Source organism: Tabrizicola sp. (assembly GCF_036781545.1).
Classification (GTDB): Bacteria; Pseudomonadota; Alphaproteobacteria; order Rhodobacterales; family Rhodobacteraceae; genus Tabrizicola.
The window spans coordinates 1-15763 of the sequence record NZ_DAIQAT010000078.1; the positions used below are offsets into that span (position 1 = coordinate 1).

19 protein-coding genes are annotated in these 15763 nt (G+C 67.6%); 11 read left to right on the top strand and 8 right to left on the bottom strand.

What is annotated here, in order from left to right:
* Nucleotides 1-2186: hypothetical protein (locus tag V7Q39_RS12550; protein ID WP_333816928.1), on the top strand; the 2186-nt coding region annotated here is incomplete at its 5' end.
* A 28-nt stretch (nucleotides 2187-2214) separates the two neighbouring features.
* Here V7Q39_RS12550 and V7Q39_RS12555 read toward each other — a convergent pair.
* The 3 genes from V7Q39_RS12555 to V7Q39_RS12565 form a co-directional block, all read right to left on the bottom strand.
* Nucleotides 2215-2460, bottom strand: coding sequence for a DUF2842 domain-containing protein (locus V7Q39_RS12555; protein WP_333816929.1), 246 nt, complete (start codon nucleotides 2458-2460; stop codon nucleotides 2215-2217).
* A 10-nt stretch (nucleotides 2461-2470) separates the two neighbouring features.
* A complete protein-coding gene (locus tag V7Q39_RS12560; protein ID WP_333816930.1) occupies nucleotides 2471-3763 on the bottom strand; it encodes an adenylosuccinate synthase in 1293 nt (430 codons plus the stop codon).
* Between the two features lie 138 nt (nucleotides 3764-3901).
* Nucleotides 3902-4789 (bottom strand): hypothetical protein, encoded by an 888-nt coding sequence (locus V7Q39_RS12565; RefSeq protein WP_333816931.1) that lies wholly within the window; start codon nucleotides 4787-4789, stop codon nucleotides 3902-3904.
* A gap of 244 nt (nucleotides 4790-5033) precedes the next feature.
* On the opposite strand from V7Q39_RS12565, the gene V7Q39_RS12570 reads away from it, so the two are divergent.
* From V7Q39_RS12570 to V7Q39_RS12580, 3 genes are all read left to right on the top strand, one after another.
* Nucleotides 5034-5429: a DUF6524 family protein gene (locus V7Q39_RS12570; RefSeq protein ID WP_333816932.1), complete on the top strand. Its 396-nt coding sequence runs from the start codon at nucleotides 5034-5036 to the stop codon at nucleotides 5427-5429.
* Nucleotides 5430-5655: 226 nt separating this feature from the next.
* Nucleotides 5656-6072 (top strand): preprotein translocase subunit SecG, encoded by a 417-nt coding sequence (gene secG / locus V7Q39_RS12575; protein WP_333816933.1) that lies wholly within the window; start codon nucleotides 5656-5658, stop codon nucleotides 6070-6072.
* Between the two features lie 148 nt (nucleotides 6073-6220).
* Nucleotides 6221-7864, top strand: coding sequence for a CTP synthase (locus V7Q39_RS12580; RefSeq protein ID WP_333816934.1), 1644 nt, complete (start codon nucleotides 6221-6223; stop codon nucleotides 7862-7864).
* Nucleotides 7865-8031: 167 nt separating this feature from the next.
* Here the strand turns inward: V7Q39_RS12580 and V7Q39_RS12585 are convergent, their stop codons facing one another.
* From V7Q39_RS12585 to V7Q39_RS12605, 5 genes are all read right to left on the bottom strand, one after another.
* Nucleotides 8032-8358, bottom strand: coding sequence for a GIY-YIG nuclease family protein (locus V7Q39_RS12585; RefSeq protein WP_333816948.1), 327 nt, complete (start codon nucleotides 8356-8358; stop codon nucleotides 8032-8034).
* Between the two features lie 35 nt (nucleotides 8359-8393).
* Nucleotides 8394-8675 (bottom strand): helix-turn-helix domain-containing protein, encoded by a 282-nt coding sequence (locus V7Q39_RS12590; RefSeq protein WP_333816935.1) that lies wholly within the window; start codon nucleotides 8673-8675, stop codon nucleotides 8394-8396.
* Nucleotides 8675-8995, bottom strand: coding sequence for a type II toxin-antitoxin system RelE/ParE family toxin (locus V7Q39_RS12595; RefSeq protein WP_333816936.1), 321 nt, complete (start codon nucleotides 8993-8995; stop codon nucleotides 8675-8677). The genes V7Q39_RS12590 and V7Q39_RS12595 overlap by 1 nt, the downstream gene beginning before the upstream one ends.
* A gap of 163 nt (nucleotides 8996-9158) precedes the next feature.
* Nucleotides 9159-9611, bottom strand: coding sequence for an META domain-containing protein (locus V7Q39_RS12600; RefSeq protein ID WP_333816937.1), 453 nt, complete (start codon nucleotides 9609-9611; stop codon nucleotides 9159-9161).
* 182 nt (nucleotides 9612-9793) lie between these two features.
* Nucleotides 9794-10450: a TerC family protein gene (locus V7Q39_RS12605; RefSeq protein ID WP_333816938.1), complete on the bottom strand. Its 657-nt coding sequence runs from the start codon at nucleotides 10448-10450 to the stop codon at nucleotides 9794-9796.
* A 101-nt stretch (nucleotides 10451-10551) separates the two neighbouring features.
* On the opposite strand from V7Q39_RS12605, the gene V7Q39_RS12610 reads away from it, so the two are divergent.
* The 7 genes from V7Q39_RS12610 to V7Q39_RS12640 all read left to right on the top strand — a co-directional run.
* On the top strand, nucleotides 10552-11331 hold the full coding sequence (locus V7Q39_RS12610; protein WP_333816939.1) for a 23S rRNA (adenine(2030)-N(6))-methyltransferase RlmJ: 780 nt from the start codon (nucleotides 10552-10554) through the stop codon (nucleotides 11329-11331).
* Nucleotides 11328-12212, top strand: coding sequence for a PhzF family phenazine biosynthesis protein (locus tag V7Q39_RS12615; protein WP_333816940.1), 885 nt, complete (start codon nucleotides 11328-11330; stop codon nucleotides 12210-12212). Before V7Q39_RS12610 ends, V7Q39_RS12615 begins: the two co-directional genes overlap by 4 nt.
* A gap of 39 nt (nucleotides 12213-12251) precedes the next feature.
* The gene (locus V7Q39_RS12620) at nucleotides 12252-12686 is read left to right on the top strand and encodes a tellurite resistance TerB family protein (RefSeq protein ID WP_333816941.1); all 435 of its coding nucleotides are present in this window, start codon (nucleotides 12252-12254) and stop codon (nucleotides 12684-12686) included.
* Complete coding sequence (locus V7Q39_RS12625) at nucleotides 12683-13453, top strand: phosphate/phosphite/phosphonate ABC transporter substrate-binding protein (protein WP_333816942.1); 771 nt, start codon at nucleotides 12683-12685, stop codon at nucleotides 13451-13453. The genes V7Q39_RS12620 and V7Q39_RS12625 overlap by 4 nt, the downstream gene beginning before the upstream one ends.
* A gap of 102 nt (nucleotides 13454-13555) precedes the next feature.
* Nucleotides 13556-14338, top strand: a complete 783-nt coding sequence (locus V7Q39_RS12630; protein ID WP_333816944.1) for an ABC transporter ATP-binding protein — start codon at nucleotides 13556-13558, stop codon at nucleotides 14336-14338.
* Nucleotides 14338-15045 (top strand): transporter substrate-binding domain-containing protein, encoded by a 708-nt coding sequence (locus V7Q39_RS12635; protein ID WP_333816946.1) that lies wholly within the window; start codon nucleotides 14338-14340, stop codon nucleotides 15043-15045. The genes V7Q39_RS12630 and V7Q39_RS12635 overlap by 1 nt, the downstream gene beginning before the upstream one ends.
* A 34-nt stretch (nucleotides 15046-15079) precedes the next feature.
* A partial coding sequence (locus V7Q39_RS12640; protein ID WP_333816947.1) for a transporter substrate-binding domain-containing protein occupies nucleotides 15080-15763 on the top strand: 684 nt, incomplete at its 3' end.

Below are 15763 nucleotides of genomic sequence, written 5' to 3' on the forward strand. Positions count from 1 at the left end.
GTGAAAGCAAGATCCTGACCGTGTCCTACGGGACCTTCAGCTGCACGCTGGAAGGCTTCGACAATCCCTTCGACACGATGAAGGCGATTGCCGAGTATTTCCGCGACCTTGCCGCCCAGGACCGCCATTTCGGCGCCGAACCGCCGCCGCCCGACGCCGCCATGCTGCACCGCCTGGCCGAGCGTGAGGTCTCGCGCCTGGCCACCAGCCGGGCCGAGGATGCGGCCAGGGCCGCCCCGGCCGAGGCGCCCGCTGCCGAATCGCCCGCCGCGCCGCTGGTGGCGCCGCGCATCCAGATCAACCCGGTGAACCGCCGCAGCGCGCCGCCGGTGGTCGAGGCCGCCGAGCCCGCCCTGGCCGAATCCGCCGCGCCCGAACCCTCGCTGCAGGACGTGATCCCCGATGGCGTCGCGGCCAAGCTGGCGCGCATCCGCCGCTCGGTGCAGCCCACCGTCGCCGAGGCTGCGCCGGTCGCGTCGTTCATGGCCGACCCGGAAATCTTCGCCCCCGCCGAGGTCGCCGAGGAAGATGAAGCCATCGCCGAGGACATCGAGGTCACGGCGGAACTGGCCGAGCCGACGCCTGCCGAGGCTTCCGAAGCGGTCGCCGCCCGTCTGGGCGCGCTGATCGCGACCGATGCGGGCTATGACGAGGAAGACGCGGAAACCTTCGCCGCCCCGGCCTGGGACGCCCCGGTCGACACCGTCGCCGAGAACGCTGGCACCGAAGACCTGGAAGCCGCGCCCTTCGTCGCGCTGGACGATGGGCCGGCCGAGCCGGAGATGGCCGAGGCGGAGTTGGCCGAGACTGTCGATCTGGACGACCTCGCCCTCCTGGCCGAGCTGGACGGTATCGCGCAGGAAGAGGCCGGGCTTGCCTCGGCGATCGACAGCCTGCCCGAGGATCAGCCGGAAGACCTCGCGCTGGCCGATGCCGAGATGCTGGACCCGCTGCCGGAAGCCTTCGTCGAAGCCGAGGCTGTCGAGGAAGTTGTCGCTACCGTCGCCGAAGAAGCGCCCGTCGAAGCCTTTGCCGAAGCGGCCGAAGCGCAAGCCGAAGAGCCGGTTCCCGTGGTCGAGGATTCTATCGCCGAGGAGGCTGCCGTCGAAGCCGCGCCCGAAGCGGCCGCGCCTGCCGCCGAAGAACCCGCCAATACCGCCGGCAAGCGCCGCAGCCGCCGTATCAGCTCGCGCGTCGTCCGGCTGCATCCCGACGAGACGCCGGATGCCGACTATGACTTCGGCGCGACCCGCGTTCTGGCCGCAGCGGACGAATCCGACGAGATCGCCCGCCTGATGCAGCAGGCCGAAGAGGTCATGGCCGAGGGCGAGAACCGTCGCCGTCAGGAAGCGCTGTCGCGGCTGAAGGCCGCCGTCGTCTCGACCGAGGCCGACCGTGCCGACATCGACTACGAGGCGCCGAAGGCCGAGGCCAATCTCGACCCCTACCGCGACGACCTGGCCGAGGCGATCCAGCCCGAGCCGCTGCCCGAGCCCGCGCCTGCCCCCGAGGTGAAGCCGACGCGCCGCAAGTCGGTGTCGATCCGCCCGACCGAGCCGCGCCCCGGCACCATCCGCCCGGGCATGATCAGCCCGCCGCCGCTGGTCCTGGTCTCGGAACAGCGCGTCGACCGGGTGGCCCCCGCCGTCGCGCCGCCTCCTGCCGCAGCCCCCTCCTTCGCGCCCGCCGCCCCCGGCATCTCGCCGTCGCTGCCCGAAGGCCAGCCGATGGTCGCGCTGCGCACCGGGCGGTTGTCGGGCGCCATCGGAGCGGGTGCCGCCGTCGCCGCCTCCAGCCTTCCGGCCCGCGGCATCGTGCTGGAGAAACCGTCCTACGGCACCGCCGCCGAGACCGAGGAAGACGAGGATCTTGCCGAGGATTCGAAGGAAATCAACGAATCCGGCTTCGCCTCTTTCGCCGAGCTGGTGGGGGCACGTTCGATGGCCGAGATGCTGGAAGCCGCCGCCGCCTATGCCACCTGCGTGGAAAACCGCGAGCAATTCACCCGCCCGCAGCTGATGCGGCGGATGATGGCCAGCGCCGGCGGCAAGTCGGTCAGCCGCGAGGACGGGCTGCGCAGCTTCGGCACGCTTCTGCGCACCGGCCGGATCGAGAAGGTCACGCGCGGCCATTACAGCCTCGCCGAAACCTCGCCCTACCTCGCCGAGGCCCGCCGCCTGTCCTGAGCTTTGGGTCAAGCCCTTTTCAGCAGCATCAGACGGAGGGGCCCTGCTCCTCCGTCTTTTTCGCTTCGGGGTCGGGCTGGCCGATCCCGCGGAAGATGAAGCGGAATGGCAGCGCCCAGGCGAAGCCGAGCCCGACGTAGATCGCCAGTTCCACCAGCACCGAGGGCCGCTCGATCAGCCCGACCAGTGTCACCGCCGCCACGACATAGACCGGCAGCCCGACCAGCAGGATCACCAGTGCCCAGCGCCTGCGGGCCGTGTAGCTCAGCGCCACGGCTTCCCCCTCAATCCGCGAAGGGATCGGTGACGAGGATGGTGTCGTCCCGCTCGGGCGAGGTGGACACAAGTGCCACCGGGCACTGGATCAACTCCTCGATCCGCCGCACATATTTGATCGCCGCACCCGGCAGATCCGCCCAGCTCCGCGCCCCGGCGGTGGTCTCCGACCAGCCTTCCAGCTCTTCATAGATTGGCTTGCAGCGGGCCTGTTCGTCGGCGGCGATCGGCAGGTAATCCAGCCGCTGACCGTCGAGGTCATAGGCGACGCAGATCTTTAGCGTCTTGAACCCGTCCAGCACGTCGAGCTTGGTCAGCGCGATCCCCGAGACGCCCGAGGTCGCGCAGGTCTGCCGCACCAGCACCGCATCGAACCAGCCGCAACGGCGCTTGCGGCCCGTCACCGTGCCGAATTCATGCCCGCGTTCGCCCAGCCGCTCGCCATCCGCGTCGTGCAGTTCCGCCGGGAACGGCCCCTCGCCCACCCGGGTGGTATAGGCCTTGACGATCCCCAGCACGAAGTCGATGGCCGTCGGCCCCACCCCGGTTCCCGTCGCCGCCTGCCCCGCGATGGTGTTGGACGAGGTCACGTAAGGGTAGGTCCCGTAGTCGATGTCCAGAAGCGAACCCTGCGCGCCTTCGAAGAGGATGCGCTTGCCCGCCCGCCGCGCCTCGTTCAGCACCTTCCAGACCGGGCCGGCATAGGGCTTCAGCTTCGGGGCGATCTCCAGCAGGGCGGCCTTCAGCGCCGCCGGATCGACCGGCTCCAGCCCCAGCCCGGCGCGAAGCGCGTTGTGGTGGGTGAGGAGCCGCCCGATCCTTGTGTCCAGCGTCGCCGCGTCGAAAAGGTCCGCGACCCGGATCGCCCGGCGGCCGACCTTGTCCTCATAGGCCGGGCCGATCCCGCGCCCGGTGGTGCCGATCTTGGCGACCGCCGTCTGCGCCTCGCGGCCGCGATCCAGCTCGCCGTGGATGGGCAGGATCAGGCTGGCATTCTCGGCCAGCATCAGGTTCTCGGGGCTGATCTCCACCCCCTGCCCGCGCAGCTTCTCGATCTCGGCCACCAGATGCCAAGGATCGACCACCACGCCGTTGCCGATGACGGAAAGCTTGCCGCCGCGCACGATGCCGGAGGGCAAGAGCGACAGCTTGTAGACCGTGCCGCCGATGACCAGCGTGTGCCCGGCATTGTGCCCGCCCTGGAAGCGCGCGATCACATCGGCGCGTTCCGACAGCCAGTCGACCAGCTTGCCCTTGCCCTCATCGCCCCACTGGGCCCCCACGACGACAACGTTGGCCATGCGCACTTCCCCTCGGTCACGTTCAAACCACGGGGGGTATATCGACAGGCGGCGGACGGGGAAACCCGGAAATGCAGGGAAGCCGATGCGAAAGGGGCGCGACCTAAGCGCGCCCCTTCCAGTCCTGCTTCACCGTGGTCAGAAGGCCGAGGTCAGCGCCGCGTTCAGCGCCCCGTGCCGCGGGTTCAGCACCGAATCCGCCACGCTGTTCAGCGGCACCATCGGCCCCTTCTTGCCCAGCGGGAAGCTGACGCCCAGCCGCACCGTGTCGATTTCCCCGTCGCCCAGATCGGTCTGCGCCAGTTCCAGCGAGACGGTCGAGGCAAAGCCCGCCATTCCCGACAGGTCATAGCCGACGCCCAGCCCCACCGTGTCCAGATCGCCCAGCCCGAAGATATCGGTGCGCGACACCCCGCCGAACAGCAGGAAGGACTCGCCCACCACATAGCTGGCGGCAATCCCCTTGAAGTCGATGTCTTCCGAGGCACCGCCCGTCGACAGCTTGGCCCGCAGGAACGCCCCGCCGACCTCCAGCCCCTCGACCCCGCTGTATTTCGCGCTGATGCCCTGGTTGTCGATCTCGAACGGCAGCGGCAGGCTCAACGAGGTGTTGGCGACGAAAGCTTCGACTTCGATGCCGTCTTTCTCATAGCCGAAGGACAGGCCGTTGGTCTTCAGGGTGAGGTCGAGCGACCCGCCAAGGCCGAGGGTCAGCCGGTCGGCGAACAGCCCCGCCTTGATCCCGTTCCCGAAGCGATAGCCGCCGTCCAGCGCGAAGAACTCGCCGTCGATGTCCACCGAAGACCCGTCTGCCGACATCTTGCTGACGCCCACTTCCAGCCCGAAGGTGAAGCCGTTGCCGAAGTCGGTCTCCATGCGCCCGTCGAGGCCGCGGGTGTTCACGTCCGACCCCTCAAGGTCCTGCCGGGTGTAGCTGAGCGTCAGCCCGCCGCTGATGGTCTGCGCCTCCAGAACGGCAGGCGCTGCGGCCGAAAGGGCCAGGGCAATGATCACGGAACGTTTCATGGAAGCCTCCTCGCGGGCGGTGCCGCATTCATAATCATTAACGAATATATGAATTTTACCTTTTCCGCCATTTTAGCCGGGTCTCTGCTGACCTAGTGGCAAGCTAGTTGCATAAAATCCACAAACTGGCTGCTCTGCCGGGGGCGACTCCCCACCCGGTCCCGCGCTGCCCCCGGACAGGAAGGGCTGGACACTGGCCCCGCGATTTGCCACCGCTTCGGAAATGGTCGAAAGGATGACCGAGATGGGCTTTCTCCTCCGCTGGCTCGGCGCCTTCCTCCTCCTCGCCGCGATCTTCAACCCGACCTCGTGGAACTATGTCGCCTGGGCGCGCAACGAATGGGGCAGCCAGACCCCGCTGATCGTCTTCCTCGGCCTGATCCTTGCCGTCCTCGCCATGGTCTACCTCGTCGCCACGATGCGCTCGATCGGCATCCTCGGCGCGATCATCATCGCCGCGATCTTCGCCGCAGGTCTCTGGGTGCTGACCGACTGGGGCCTCCTAGGCCTCGACAATTCCGCGCTGAACACCTGGCTCGGCATCCTGGTCCTGTCGCTGATCCTCGGCATCGGCATGTCCTGGTCGATCCTGCGCCAGCGCCTCTCGGGCCAGCAGACCACCGACGAGGTCGACAGCTGAGCCCCGCCCGAGGGAACGCCCTCACAGGGACCCGGTCTTTCACATTTGCCCAAATATCCCCGCCGGAGGCTCCCGTCCGCCGCCGCACCGAGGGCCGAAGCCCGGTCCGCGGCAGCGCCGTCCGAGCGGCTCGATGCCGCAAGGACGGCTCGCCCGCGCAGAACACCGACCCTTGCGCCCCGCCCCCCTTCCGCCTAGATAGGCGCGTCAGCTTCCGGGAAGGCTCATGCAGAACGTCATCCTCACCATCCACCTGATCCTCGCGCTCCTCCTGATCGGCGTTGTGCTCCTGCAGCGCTCCGAAGGCGGCGGGCTCGGCATCGGCGGGGGTGGCGGCACCATGTCGGCGCGCGGCGCGGCCACGGCGCTGACCAAGCTGACCTGGATCTTCGCCTCGGCCTTCATCGTGACCTCCGTCACCCTGACCATCCTCGCCGCCCGCACCGGCACCGGCGATTCCGTCATCGACAGAGCCGCCAGCGCTCCGGCGACCGAAGCCCCGGCGACCGGGACCTCGACGGAAGCTCCCGCCACCACCGGCGGCGGCCTTGCCGGAACCGATCTCACGCTGCCCGGCACCGCCACGGCCCCCGCGGCCCCGCCCCCGGCCGACGCGCCCGCCGCGCCGCCTACCAATCCCTGATCCACAACTGCTTGGCCACCGCCCCGGCTTTATCCGCATGATCTAGCGGGGGCGTTGCCTATTCCGACGGGAGTCGCTATATCTCGACTCCCGTGGTGCCGCGATTCCACCTGTCCCGAATCGCGCTATTTGACACGGGGAGCCGCACTTGGCGCGTTACATCTTCATCACCGGCGGCGTGGTTTCCTCTCTCGGCAAGGGTCTCGCCTCTGCTGCCCTCGGTGCACTTCTCCAGGCCCGCGGCTACACCGTGCGCCTGCGCAAGCTCGACCCCTACCTGAACGTCGACCCCGGCACGATGTCGCCTTTCGAACATGGCGAGGTCTTCGTGACCGACGACGGCGCCGAAACCGACCTCGACCTCGGCCATTATGAACGCTTCACCGGCGTCCATGCCCGGCAGACCGACAGCATCTCCTCGGGCCGGATCTATTCCAACGTGCTGGAGAAGGAACGTCGTGGCGATTACCTGGGGAAAACCATCCAGGTCATCCCCCACGTCACCAATGAGATCAAGGATTTCCTGAAGATCGGCGACGACGAGGTCGACTTCATGCTGTGCGAGATCGGCGGCACCGTCGGCGATATCGAGGGCCTGCCCTTCTTCGAGGCGATCCGCCAGTTCATCCATGAACGCCCGCGCGGCCAGTCGATCCTGATGCACCTGACGCTTCTGCCCTACCTCGCGGCCTCGGGGGAACTGAAGACCAAGCCCACCCAGCACTCGGTCAAGGAACTCCAGTCCATCGGCCTCGCTCCCGATGTCCTCGTCTGCCGCAGCGAACACCCGATCCCGGACCGCGAACGCGAGAAGATCGCGCTCTTCTGCAACGTCCGGAAAGAGGCGGTCATCCCCGCCTATGACCTGAAGACGATCTACGAAGCCCCCCTCGCCTACCACCAGGCGGGCCTCGACCAGGCGGTGCTGGACGCGTTCGGGATCACCCCGGCGCCGAAGCCCAACCTCGCCCGCTGGGAGGATGTGATGGATCGCATCACCCATCCCGAGGGCGAGGTGCGCATCGCCATCGTCGGCAAGTACACCCAGCTGGAAGACGCCTACAAATCCATTGCGGAAGCCCTCACCCATGGCGGGATGGCCAACCGCACCAAGGTCCGCGCCGAATGGATCGACAGCGAGATTTTCGAGCGCGAGGACCCGGCGCCCTACTTGGAGAACTTCAACGCCATCCTGGTCCCCGGCGGCTTCGGCGAGCGGGGAACCGAGGGGAAGATCCGCGCCGCCACCTTCGCGCGGGAAAAGAAGATTCCCTATCTCGGGATCTGCCTGGGGATGCAGATGGCGGTGATCGAGGCCGCCCGCAACCTGGTCGGCGTGAAGAATGCCGGCAGCGAGGAATTCGACCACGAGGCCGGCGAGAAGCGCTTCACCCCCGTCGTCTATCACCTGAAGGAATGGGTCCAGGGCAACCACACCGTCCGGCGCAAGGCCGACGACGCCAAGGGCGGTACCATGCGGCTGGGGGCCTATACCGCCAACCTCAAGGACGGCAGCGCAGTGGCCCGCATCTATGGCACGCAGGTGATCGAGGAACGCCACCGCCACCGCTACGAGGTCGACATCCAGTATCGCGAAGACCTGGAGAAATGCGGCCTGATCTTCTCGGGCATGTCCCCCGACGGTCGCCTGCCCGAGATCGTCGAGGTCAAGGACCATCCCTGGTTCATCGGCGTCCAGTTCCACCCCGAGCTGAAGTCGAAACCCTTCGCGCCGCACCCCCTGTTCGCGGATTTCGTGCGGGCGGCGGTGGAGGGGGCGAGGCTGGTGTAGGGGGCGGCGTCATCCTTCCCCAGCTTGCCAGCTTGAGGCGCCGCGGCTCTTGAATCCCGGACCCCCGCCTGCGCGGGGGTGACAGGAAAGCGCAGCCGCCCACCTGCCATCCCCCGACCCACCTGTCATCCCCGCGAACGCGGGGATCCAGTTCTTGCGAACCGCTCTCACGGCCCCAAGCCCATCTCTTCCGCCAGATTACGCCACTCGCGGTTCCCCGCTTCGATCAGGGCGATCTTCCAGCCCCTGTTCCACCCCTTGATCCGCTTCTCTCGCAGGATCACCTCGCTGATGTCCGTAGCGTCTCGAACCAGACCAGCCGTGTGACGCCGTAGCGATGGGAAGCTTTCCGCCCGCCCCTCCCGGTGTCCGGACACCCTGCGCAGCAGATCGTTCGTCACGCCGCAATAGAGCGTCCCGTTCCGGCGCGAAGCTAAGAGGTAGACGAAATAGGTGTGGTCGCGCCTGGGTCCCCGTTCTCGCGGGGGTGACAGTCGAAGATCAAGGTGAACGAAGGCTTAACACCGCCTCACACCATCTCCACCTTCAACCTTTTCCCCACCGCCTTGGCGTATTTTCGCAGCGTCTCCACCGTCGGCGACACCCGCCCGCTCTCCAGCCGGGCCACCGCCGATTGCGTGGTCCCCATCCGCTCGGCTAGGGCTTCCTGGGTCAACCCGGCCTCGGCCCGGGCGCGGATCATCGCCTCGATCACGGCGAACTCGGCATCCGCCTCGGCATAGGCGGCTGCGAAGGCCGGGTCCTTCATCAGATTGGCCTTCAATTCGGCCAGTGGGATCAACTCGACCATCAGTCCAACTCCTGCATCCGGGCGCGAGCCAGCGCGATGGCGCGCAGCGGCGTCCTGTCCGATTTCTTTACAAACACATGCAGCACAACGACCCGGCGCCCTGTCACCGTCATATAAAGACCGCGCGCAATGCCTTCCGCTGCCTTGGCCCGCAGTTCCCACAGCTTGCCGTCCAGGTGTTTGACATGTGGCTCGCGCATCTGGTCAAGTCCGTAGTCAGAGATCAAGTCCAGCAGCCGCACCATCCGGGCGCCCAATCCCGGAGGCAGGGCAACGAGCTCTTCTCGCGCGGCGGGAAGAACCAGAACCGTCCATCTCATCTTTGCTATATACCACATCCGCTATGCCGGTCAATCCGACCATCCCAGCTTCGCGGATCATGGTGAAGAAATGGTTGAGGCCCGGGCATCAGCGGGGGTCCCCGCCCTCGAAAGCAGCTTGGGCATTTGGGGGAAAGACGGGCTCCTGAACTACCCTCTCCCCTCACCACAGACACGCCGCCACCGATCCGTCCTCGCGCATCAGCCACAGCCCTTCGGGCGCGGCGACGAACTGGCGCACCTCGCCCAGCGCCTTCAGCCAGGCGGTCTCGCGCTGCATCCGCTCGGGCTCCAGGCAGGCCATCTCGGTCACGGCAAGCCCACTCAACTGCATCACCCCGGCATCGAGGTCTGCCGTCCCGGCAAAACGGTTGCAGCCGGTGGTCCCCTTGACCGCGCCATCCGGGGCAAGCTCCAGCGACAGGCCTGCGCCTTCGGGAACCGCCACGCCGTCGATCTCCAGCGGAACCCAGATCACCTCGGCGATGCGGCCGACCGAGATGGAGACGCCGTTTTCCGGATTGCCGTCGAAGACGGGCGGCGGGCCACAGGCCAGCGCAAGCGCGGGGTGCAGGATCAGCGTGGTGGCAAGGGCAAGGGGCAGCAGTTGTGGCATTGCGAACCTCCGGTCTGGCACGATCCTGCCAGAGCGGACCCGCGCGGAAAAGGCCGGGATTCCTGCCCGAAAGCGAAGGGCCGAGGTCTTTGCGACCCCGGCCCTTTTGGTTGACCAATCCTGAATGCCCGAAGCCAAGCCCGTGATCTCCAAGGCGCGGCAGGCTGCCCGGGCGCGGGCGGCTACAGCATGCCCAGAACCATCGGCTCCACCTGATGCCAGCCTTCCCACATCATCTTCAACGCGACATAGAGGATGATCAGAAGGCCCACATAGGCGATCCAGCGGTGCTTGTTCAGCAGCGAGGCGATCCAGCTGGCAGCAAGACCCATCAGCGCGACCGACAGGATCAGGCCGATGATGAGGACGGTCGGATGCCCATGCGCCGCCCCGGCGACGGCAAGCACGTTGTCGAGGCTCATCGACACGTCGGCCACCACGATCTGGGTCGCGGCCTGGGCAAAGGTCTTGCGCGGGGCGCCCCCGGCGACGGTCCCGTCGGCATTCAGGTCGGTGTCGGACAGCGCCTCGACAGCCGCCGTTTCATCCTGGTGCGAGGTCTGCAACTCGCGCCACATCTTCCAGCAGACCCAAAGCAGAAGAATGCCCCCGGCCAGCAGCAGCCCCGCGATGGCAAGAAGCTTGGTGGTGATCAGCGCGAACCCGATCCGCATGATGGTGGCGGCGATGATGCCCACCAGGATCGCCTTTCCCCGCTGCTCCTTCGGCAGGCCCGCGGCGGCAAGACCGATGACGATGGCGTTGTCCCCGGCCAGCACCAGATCGATCCCGATGACCTGCAGAAGGGCCATGAACCCTGCGTAGGTGAAGATTTCCATGGACAGCTCCCGATGCGTTATGCCGGTCCTACGCGGCTAACGTGCCGCGTTCAAGTCGGTTGCAGCTTTCCAAGCGGGGCAAAGCCGGGTAGCGAAGGCCCATGCTGTCCTACCAACATCTCTACCACGCCGGGAACCTGGCGGACGTGCAGAAGCATGCCGTGCTTGCCTGGGTGCTGGACTACCTGACCCTCAAGGACAAGCCGCTGACCTATATCGAGACCCATGCCGGGCGGGGGGTCTATGACCTGGGGGCGGACGAGGCGGTCAAGACCGGCGAGGCCGCGGCGGGGATCGCGCTGGCCGAGCGCCTTTTTCCGCCGGACCACCCCTACCGGCAGCGGCTGGACGAGGCGCGGGCCGCCTATGGCCCACAGGCCTATCCCGGCTCGCCGCTGATCGCCGCACTTGGCCTGCGCGAGACGGACAGGGCCCACCTCGCCGAATTGCACCCGCAGGAATTCGCCCGTCTTCAGGCGGTCGCGAAGGACTGGGGCGCCCATGTCCACCAGCGCGACGGGTTCGAGCTGGCCCTGGCCCTGACGCCCCCCACCCCGCGCCGTGGGCTGATGCTGATCGACCCGTCATACGAGGTGAAGGCGGATTACGAGGCGATCCCCCGCCACATGGCGAACATCCATCGCAAGTGGAACGTCGGGATCCTGATCCTGTGGTATCCGATCCTGACCGGCGGGGCGCATGGCCCGATGCTGAAGGCGCTGGAGGCGGCTTTCCCCGAGGGCCTGCGCCACGAAATCCGCTTCCCGCCGGTGCGCGAGGGGCACCGGATGCAGGGCTCCGGGCTTTTCGTCGTCAATCCGCCCTATGGGCTGGCCGAGGAAACCGCACGGCTGACCGCGATCTTCAAGGAGCTGCGATGATCCGCTTCCACACGCTGGATGTCTTCACCGAGACGCCCTTCGCCGGCAATCCGCTGGCGGTGGTGCTGGGGGCCGATGGGCTGACCACGGCGCAGATGCAGACCATCGCGCGCGAGTTCAACCTGTCCGAGACGATCTTCGTCATGACGCCCCGCGATCCCGCCCATACCGCGCGGGTCCGCATCTTCTTCCCCACCGCCGAAATCCCCTTCGCCGGGCATCCGACCATCGGCTGCGCCATCCTTTTGGCCGAAGAGGCGCATCAGGGCGATTTCCAGACCACCCTCACGCTGGAGGAGGAAGCCGGCCTCGTTCCCGTCACGGTGTCCCGCCAGGGCGGCCGGATCAGCGCCGAACTGACCGCGCCGGTCCTGCCCTATCCGGCAGGCGGCACGCCGGACCGCGCGCTTCTGGCCGCGGCGCTGGACCTGAAGCCGGAGGACCTCGGCCCCCACGCCCCCAGCGTGCATGAAGGCGGCCCGCGCTTCCTTTACGCGCCGCTCCGCAGCCTCGATGCGCTGGCCCGCGCCCGGGTGGTCGAGCCGCACTGGTCACGCCTGATCGCGGCGCATGGCGTCGACAGCGCCTATCTCTATGCGCCCGGGGAAGACTGCGACTACCGCGCCCGGATGTACAGCCCGACGGGAGGCATCCCGGAGGACCCGGCGACCGGCTCGGCCAGCGCGATCCTGGCGGCGCAGCTTCTGGCCAATGGCGCGGTGCCCGACGGCACCACCCGGCTGACCCTGCACCAAGGGGTCGAGATGGGCCGCGCTTCCACCCTGCGGCTGACGATCGAGGCGAAGGGCGGGGCGCTGACCGCCGTCCGCATCGCGGGCAGTGCGGTGCGTATCGGCGAGGGGCGGCTGCGGCTGCCGTGACGGCTGGCGTTGGCGCAAGCGAAGCCCTATCTTCCGCGCATGATCGAACTTCTCCGCCACCTCCTCGCCCCCGAACCGCCCCGCTTGGCCGAGCCCGATGCCCAGCTGGCACTGGCCGCGCTTCTGGTCCGTATCGCCCGCACCGACGGGCTTTATGCCGCCGAGGAAGTGGAGCGGATCGACCGGGTGCTCTCCCTGCGCCACGGGCTTGACCCTTTCGCCGCCGCGAAGCTCCGGGCCGAGGCCGAGATGCTGGAGGCCGAGGCCCCCGATACTGTCCGCTTCACCCGCGCATTGAAAGAGGCCATAGCGCTGGAAGACCGGGCCGAGTTGATGGTCGCGCTCTGGTCTGTCGCGCTGGCCGACGGGCTGCGTGAGGCGCAGGAGGACCGTCTGATGCGGCTGGTCGCAAACCTTCTGGGCCTGACGGATGTGGATTCGGCGCTGGCGCGGCGGAAAGCGGAACGCGAATGATCGCCAGCCTTGGCATGTATGACTTCGGCCCAGCGCAGGCCGCGAACGACCGGCTTTGGGTGCGGGTCCGCGACGGGTTGCGCGCCCGCCGGATCGACGCGCCCGAAGCCCTGACCCGGGGCGAACACGCTTATTGGGATGCGTGGCAGTCGCCCCAGCTTCTTCTGTCGCAGACCTGCGGCTATCCGTTCCGCGCGCGGCTGCATGACAAGGTGAGCTATGTCGGCACCCCCGACTATGGCGTCGAGGGTTGCGCGCCCGGCTATTACCGGTCGGTCTTCGTGGCCCGCGTAGACGATCCGCGCCGGTCGCTGCAGGACTTCGACGGCGCCCCCCTCGCCTACAACGAACCGCTGTCGCAGTCGGGCTGGGCCGCGCCGCAGACCCATGCGGCGAAGCTCGGCCTCCGCCTGCCGCCCGCGCTGCAGACCGGCGGGCACCGGCTTTCGGCCCAGGCGGTGGCCGAGGGGTGCGCCGACATCGCCGCGCTCGACGCCGTGACCTTCGCGCTCCTTCAGGATGTGGAACCCGCCATGGCGCAGCTGAAGGAAGTCGCCCGCACCGACCCCACGCCCGGCCTGCCCCTGATCACCGCGCAGGGGCGAGATACGGAACCCCTGTTCGAGGTCGTGGCCGCCGCCATCGCGGCACTTGGCGCGGAGGACCGGGCGGCCCTTCACCTCAGGGGCCTGGTCCGCATTCCCCTCGCCAGCTATCTCGCCGTGCCCAATCCGCCAGCGCCCGAACAGATTGCCTTAAGGGAATGATCAAATTGCCAGCGGGCCACGGGACTTCCGGCCAAATCAACGTTGCAATGCTGCAAAAACTCGGCCCTACTGCCTGACCAACTGCCCCTGACCAGAAGTCCCATGTCCGACTCAACCGCCGACACCCCGGTCATCGACATCCGCGACCTGCACAAGAGCTATGGCCCGCTTGAAGTGCTGAAGGGCGTCGATCTGAAGGCCCCGCGCGGGCATGTCGTGTCGCTGATCGGCTCTTCCGGCTCGGGCAAGTCCACGCTTTTGCGCTGCTGCAACCTTCTGGAGGACAGCCAGCAGGGCGAGATCCGCTTCGAGGGCGAAGCCGTGCGCTGGAAGGGCGAGGGACTGAACCGCCACCCCGCCGACCGCGAGCAGGTGACGCGCATCCGCACCAACCTGTCGATGGTGTTCCAGCAGTTCAATCTCTGGTCCCACCTGACCATCCTGCAGAACGTGATGGAAGCCCCGGTCCAGGTGCTGAAGCGCGACCCGAAGGAGGTCGAGGAGAAGGCGCGGCAGTACCTCGCCAAGGTCGGGATCGGCGACAAGGCCGACGCCTGGCCCGCGCAACTGTCCGGCGGACAGCAACAGCGCGCCGCCATCGCCCGCGCGCTCTGCATGGAACCCCGGGCGCTGCTCTTCGACGAGCCGACCAGCGCACTCGACCCCGAGCTGGAGCAGGAAGTCGTCCGCGTGATCAAGGCGCTGGCGGACGAGGGGCGCACCATGCTTCTGGTCACGCATGACATGAAGCTTGCCGCCGACTGCTCCGACCATGTGATCTTCCTGCACAAGGGCCGGATCGAGGAACAGGGCGCGCCTGCCAGCCTTTTCGGCAATCCGCAAAGCGAACGCCTGCGCGGCTTCCTCTCGGCGACGGCGGCCTGATGCCCTGCGCAGGCACGGTCGCGGGGCTGATGGCGGGGCTGGTGCTTGCCGCCTCGGAGCCGGTGGTCATCGCCACCGACGCTCCCTTCCCGGCCTATACCTATCTGGACGACGCGGGCAGGATCACCGGGTTCGAGCGGGACCTGATGGACGAGATCTGCCGCCGCGCCGTGCTGGACTGCCGCTGGACCGACGTCACCTTCGACCAGCTGATCCCCGGCGTGATGGCGGGCGACTATGACGTGGTGCTGGGCGGCATGGCCGTCACGCCCGAACGGCGCGACATGGTGGATTTCACCCAGACCTACCGCGCGACCGACCCAGACGAATGGTATATCGGCCGCCCCGGCGCGCCGGAACCTGCCGCCGCGCTGACCGCCGTCCAGTCCGGAACCATGCAGGAGGCCCATCTGCGCGCGATGGGCTACCGCCATCTGGTCTTCACGACCGAGCCCGAGGTTCTGGCCGCGCTGGTCGCGGGCAAGGTCGACCTGGCGCTCGGCCCGTTCGAGACCCGGACCGACATCCGCGACTACATCGCTCGGAACGGCTTCGACTATCTCTATTCCGAACCGATCCCGGACGAGGGCGTCGCCATGGCCGTCTGCAAGGGCAACGGTTCGCTTCTTGCCGCGTTGAACACCGCCATCGGCGCCATCCGCGACGACGGGACACTTGCAAGCTTCGAGACCCGCTGGTTCGAATGAACCCGCACCCATCCGACATCAAGGGAGACAAAGGATGAAGAAACTGCTGATCGCAACCGCGCTGGTGGCCGCCTCGGGCGCAGCCCAGGCGCAGGACGTCGTCCGCCTGGGAACCGAGGGTGCCTACCCTCCCTACAACTTCATCAACGACGCCGGCCAGGTCGCGGGCTTCGAGCGCGAGCTGGGGGACGAGCTGTGCAAGCGTGCCGAACTGACCTGCGAATGGACCACAAACGACTGGGACTCGATCATCCCCAACCTGCAGTCCGGCAACTATGACGTGATCATCGCCGGGATGAGCATCACCCCCGAGCGGGAAGAGGTGGTCAGCTTCAGCCAGGGCTACCTGCCCCCGTCGGCCTCCGCCTACCTCGCGCTCTCGGCCGATGCCGACCTGACCTCCGGCCCGGTCGCGGCGCAGACCGGCACGATCCAGGCCTCTTTCGTCGCCGAAAACGGGATGCAGCTCGTGGAATACGCCACGCCCGAGGAAACCGTCGCCGCCGTGAAGAACGGCGAGGCGGTCGCGGTTCTGGCGGACAAGGACTATCTGGCGCCGATGGCCGCGGAATCGGGCGGCTCGCTGGTGCTGCTGGAGCGCGAGGAAATCATCGGCGGCGGCATTGGCCTTGCCTTCCGCAAGAGCGATGACGAGCTGCGGGCCAAGTTCGACGCGGCGATCAAGTCGATGAAATGCGACGGCACGCTGGATGCGATG

Coding starts and splice junctions, on each gene's coding strand:
- V7Q39_RS12635 (WP_333816946.1), top strand. CDS start 14,338: ATGCCCTGCGCAGGCACGGTCGCGGGGCTGATGGCGGGGCTGGTGCTT.
- V7Q39_RS12620 (WP_333816941.1), top strand. CDS start 12,252: ATGATCGAACTTCTCCGCCACCTCCTCGCCCCCGAACCGCCCCGCTTG.
- V7Q39_RS12600 (WP_333816937.1), bottom strand. CDS start 9,611: ATGCCACAACTGCTGCCCCTTGCCCTTGCCACCACGCTGATCCTGCAC.
- V7Q39_RS12570 (WP_333816932.1), top strand. CDS start 5,034: ATGGGCTTTCTCCTCCGCTGGCTCGGCGCCTTCCTCCTCCTCGCCGCG.
- V7Q39_RS12560 (WP_333816930.1), bottom strand. CDS start 3,763: ATGGCCAACGTTGTCGTCGTGGGGGCCCAGTGGGGCGATGAGGGCAAG.
- V7Q39_RS12630 (WP_333816944.1), top strand. CDS start 13,556: ATGTCCGACTCAACCGCCGACACCCCGGTCATCGACATCCGCGACCTG.
- V7Q39_RS12615 (WP_333816940.1), top strand. CDS start 11,328: ATGATCCGCTTCCACACGCTGGATGTCTTCACCGAGACGCCCTTCGCC.
- V7Q39_RS12595 (WP_333816936.1), bottom strand. CDS start 8,995: ATGAGATGGACGGTTCTGGTTCTTCCCGCCGCGCGAGAAGAGCTCGTT.
- V7Q39_RS12610 (WP_333816939.1), top strand. CDS start 10,552: ATGCTGTCCTACCAACATCTCTACCACGCCGGGAACCTGGCGGACGTG.
- V7Q39_RS12605 (WP_333816938.1), bottom strand. CDS start 10,450: ATGGAAATCTTCACCTACGCAGGGTTCATGGCCCTTCTGCAGGTCATC.
- V7Q39_RS12590 (WP_333816935.1), bottom strand. CDS start 8,675: ATGGTCGAGTTGATCCCACTGGCCGAATTGAAGGCCAATCTGATGAAG.
- V7Q39_RS12625 (WP_333816942.1), top strand. CDS start 12,683: ATGATCGCCAGCCTTGGCATGTATGACTTCGGCCCAGCGCAGGCCGCG.
- V7Q39_RS12565 (WP_333816931.1), bottom strand. CDS start 4,789: ATGAAACGTTCCGTGATCATTGCCCTGGCCCTTTCGGCCGCAGCGCCT.
- secG (WP_333816933.1), top strand. CDS start 5,656: ATGCAGAACGTCATCCTCACCATCCACCTGATCCTCGCGCTCCTCCTG.